This window comes from Halohasta sp. A2 (genome assembly GCF_056175805.1).
Window position 1 is genome coordinate 1 of the sequence record NZ_JAQFWV010000133.1, and the last position, 3,638, is coordinate 3,638.

Genomic DNA, 3,638 nt, shown 5'->3' on the forward strand with positions numbered 1-3,638 from the left:
GCCGCCGACAGCGACTGTCTGCCGGTAGAACTCCCAGCCACCGTCTTGCTGGAGGCTAGCCAGCCACCGCAGACACAGATTCAGCACCTATTGGAGAAGATCGGGAGGTTCTCGATGTGATCGACTGAGTTTTCGAAAAACCGATCAACCCTGTGAAATAACTATGTCGAGGGCTCGACTGATACCGGTCATCGTCGGTCATCGTACATCATAGAGAGAAATTCCCGTTCGGTCGTCCGGAGGTGACGGCTCACTGTCGGCTGTGCAATTCCAAGGATATCGGCCAACTCCCCGGCGTTCGTCTCCCGTGGCCATTCGAAGAACCCGGCGTAGTATGCCGTCTGTAACACCTCTCTTTGTCGCTCTGTCAGCTGATTTTTGTACTCCGCTTCGAACTGTTTGGCGGTCTGTATCGGCTCGTCGTACTCCCGTCGAGCAACCAACTCGACAGCGCCGAGGCAATCTTCAAGAACGGTCTCGAACCCCCGGGGATCTGTGGTCCGTGGGATTCGGATGACGATCCGTGTCGTCTCCGGGCTTGCCGTGGCATTCTGGACCATCCCACCACGCTGGAGCAGTTGCGACCAGACAGTCGAGGCTTCAAGAACGCATTCGAAGAAACACTCATGTCGACGGTCGGTCAACAGTCGAATCTCGGTCACCGACGACTGGTCTTCGGCCCATTCCAAAACCTCGGTTGGGTTCGCGCCGCTGGTAGCAAAAAACATGGTCGTCTTTCCATCGGGGCGCTCGATGAGGTTTTCGAGCCTGAACACACTGCCAACGTCAGTCGCCAGCGAAAACATCGACGCCGAGCGGTCCTGGACCGAAAATACGAGTTCGGTCGACTGTTCGCTCACGAACGACTGTCTCCGCTCGTCGGCGTTCAGCGCGTAGCCGACGATCCCGCCGAGTTCCTGGAGTACCGACACCTCCAACGAATCAAATGTATCGGCTTCCGAGGCAAACACGGAGACGGTTCCATACAGCGTCCCCTGGTAGATGACCGGAATCGAAATGTATGCACGGTAGCCGTGCTGAATCGCGGCTTCACGCCATGGTTCGAATGGAGGGTCCAACTGGAGTGCATTGTCGACTTGTGGCGCCCGTTCGTGGAGTGCGCGACCGACCACGGGATGGTCGGTCGGCTCGTCAACATGCGGCAGTTCGAACGCATCGAGCGACGAGCCGTCGGCCCCGGCGGCAGCTTTCGGAACCACCTCGCCCGCCGCATCGCGTGCGCCGAACCACGCGAACTGGTAGGGCGGAAACGTGACGAGCCGCTCGCAGACAGTCCGAAATATCTCCGCTCGGCTCTCGGCCTCGGTCAGCCCGCTCGTTAGTTCGCGGGTAACCTCGCTCAGTCGCCGCATCCGATCCAGCGACTTCGACTGTTGGTCCAACTGCGTCTGTTTCTGTCGGACCGTCCGCTCGCGGTCGACAGCCTCTCTGGCCGCCAGGGTCGCTGCGACCAGTATCGTTACGATGTCGAACTCCGTTTCAGTGAAGCTATCGGGTTCTGTCGCGCCGACAATGAAGACGCCGTATGAGCCGATTGGGAGCAACATGGCGCTTCGAAGCGATGTTTCGTCGCTGTCGATCCGGTCGTATGCTGAGACGTCCGAGACGAGTTCTCCCTCCTGTCGAGAGAAGATCCGCCAGGGAAACGACCACTCCGTACTGAACAGCTGTGGGCCGTTCGTCAGCGCCTCGGCTTCCGGTGTCCATTCGGCTGGTTCGAGTCGACCGGCCTCGTCGTCGTACGCTTCAACCACCGTTATCGAGTGGTCGAACACGGTTCGGGCCGTCTCCACCGCCTGCGTATAGATCTCGGTTGGTGACTCAGCCGTTACCAGCTCCTGGAGGCGGTCGCTCAGTTCGGCAAGGCTGTACGAATACCCGTTCTCGTCGGCCGACGCGGAAATAACTGCGAGTATATACTGCTCGCCATCCAGCTCACAGCGATTCATCACGAGTTGTCGCGCTAACGCAGTTCCGTCACGGTGGCGCCCAGTCACTCGACATCCGGTGCGACCGCCGCCTTCGGCTACCGTCTGGAGTACGTCGACGATATCGGTCGGCGGCGGAGCGTCCGTATCGGTCGGCGGCGGAGCGTCTTTGTGCGCTGCAAACAGCATGCTGAACGGCTTGTCGACGATCTCCGCCGGTGAGTAGCCGAACAGTCGCTCGACAGCTGCGTTCACATACAGGACGCTCCCATCCGTCGACAGGACGACGATTCCAGCCGGGAGCTCTTCGAGGATCGTTTCGAACGAATACGTCGCATCCGACGGAACTGAACCCATTGCAGGGAGTCCGCTGTCAATGGGTTTGTATTTTTATTCGGTTGAAAAGGTCTTTTCTGAAGGCTGTTCGTCTAGCCTCCAGCGTTCAGTGTATTGCGTCCACGGCCCAGCGACTGTCGACAGGCGTCTCTCCCCCAAGAGACACGGCTGCGGCTAGTCCGCTGTTTCGACCGTGCTGTGTCCCCTGATGCGTTCTGGGAGGACGGAGAAATCGAGTTCATCGATCTCCGGTCCCCGGAAGTAGACGATCAGCGACCACATCGTCCCGGCAGCAAACGATCCGAACGCCGAGAAATCCATCCCCAGACTCAGAAAGGTAACCGAGTAGACGATCCCGATTACCACTGATGGAACGCTTGTCGCCCATGGGATACACGCCCGTGCGTTGCGAATCGTCGGGATCAAAAACCCCACCGACAGCAGACTGCCCATCAGGAATATCATATCTTGCCACGCCATTATCTGTCCCCCTCCGCCCGGATTGGTTTCGTCCCCATTTCAGACATTGCAACTGACAGCAGTCCCTATTCACGGATAGGCAAACTGGACATACTACTAGCCCCACACGCAATGGCAGGGGCTAGTGTGATACCGGCCATATTATTCATGACTGTTAGGCTTGGTCGACAACACAAAAATTGGGTATCGTCGACGGCAATTACAGTGAACTACTCCACCGTACTCGCTCATGGCTGACGCCGTTCGCTCGGTGAGGGTGGGGCTTCCTGTATGTGTCATCTGTTATATGTAGCAAAAAAGATTTATTTATTTACTGATTGTTCCATTTGATATTCGTTTATCCCGAATAGAGATACGTTCATTCACCCCACTACACCAAGAGAATATTATAAAATGATTTACATAACTGGGTGCAGTGTCATGCGTATGAAAAGTCAAGAACTCAGACAGATTCATGCGTTGCTGTACGAAGTACGGAAACACCTCTGTAACGAGAATACGGCCCCATCAGATACGTTTGTGAACTACGATTCGCAATCAATCCGTCCGTCACATGTACACCAATCCAAAGCAGCCCACGAGCACGGAATCGAACTTCTGTTAGATGGAATCGGGCGTACGCTTCGGGCAGACCCACCACCGGAACCATCCGTCGCACTAACCGTCCCACAGTAAGTATGACCCCTACTAACGAGAAGAGCACGTGGCAGAATAGTGTTAGTTGTGTAGTGATTAGAGAATCCGACGAGGCTCTTGCATAACTCAGCGAAACACGTTCACTGCAAAGCAGTCAATAAGCCCGCTCAACGGTACTCTGGCGAGGTTTAGCGTCCGTACGAACCCGTAGGTTCGGACGGACTGTTCAAGTCCGGG

At 56.4% G+C, this 3,638-nt stretch carries 3 protein-coding genes and 1 pseudogene; 1 reads left to right on the top strand and 3 read right to left on the bottom strand.

The window, feature by feature from the left end; all coding sequences use genetic code 11:
* Positions 1-188: 188 nt before the first annotated feature.
* Together O2S87_RS18230 and O2S87_RS18235 are read right to left on the bottom strand one after the other, a co-directional pair.
* The gene (locus O2S87_RS18230; protein WP_475410153.1) at positions 189-2,306 is read right to left on the bottom strand and encodes a bacterio-opsin activator domain-containing protein; all 2,118 of its coding nucleotides are present in this window, start codon (positions 2,304-2,306) and stop codon (positions 189-191) included.
* A 153-nt stretch (positions 2,307-2,459) separates the two neighbouring features.
* Positions 2,460-2,765, bottom strand: coding sequence for a hypothetical protein (locus tag O2S87_RS18235; protein ID WP_475410154.1), 306 nt, complete (start codon positions 2,763-2,765; stop codon positions 2,460-2,462).
* A gap of 426 nt (positions 2,766-3,191) precedes the next feature.
* Between O2S87_RS18235 and O2S87_RS18240 the strand changes: the two genes are divergently transcribed.
* The gene (locus O2S87_RS18240; RefSeq protein ID WP_475410155.1) at positions 3,192-3,440 is read left to right on the top strand and encodes a UPF0058 family protein; all 249 of its coding nucleotides are present in this window, start codon (positions 3,192-3,194) and stop codon (positions 3,438-3,440) included.
* Between the two features lie 87 nt (positions 3,441-3,527).
* On the opposite strand, the pseudogene O2S87_RS18245 reads toward O2S87_RS18240, so the two are convergent.
* Positions 3,528-3,638, bottom strand: a pseudogene (locus tag O2S87_RS18245) (IS1595 family transposase); the annotation flags it as partial.

Excerpts from the sequence above, each read along its gene's own strand:
- O2S87_RS18235 (WP_475410154.1), bottom strand. The coding sequence starts at position 2,765 with ATGGCGTGGCAAGATATGATATTCCTGATGGGCAGTCTGCTGTCGGTG.
- O2S87_RS18240 (WP_475410155.1), top strand. The coding sequence starts at position 3,192 with ATGAAAAGTCAAGAACTCAGACAGATTCATGCGTTGCTGTACGAAGTA.
- O2S87_RS18230 (WP_475410153.1), bottom strand. The coding sequence starts at position 2,306 with ATGGGTTCAGTTCCGTCGGATGCGACGTATTCGTTCGAAACGATCCTC.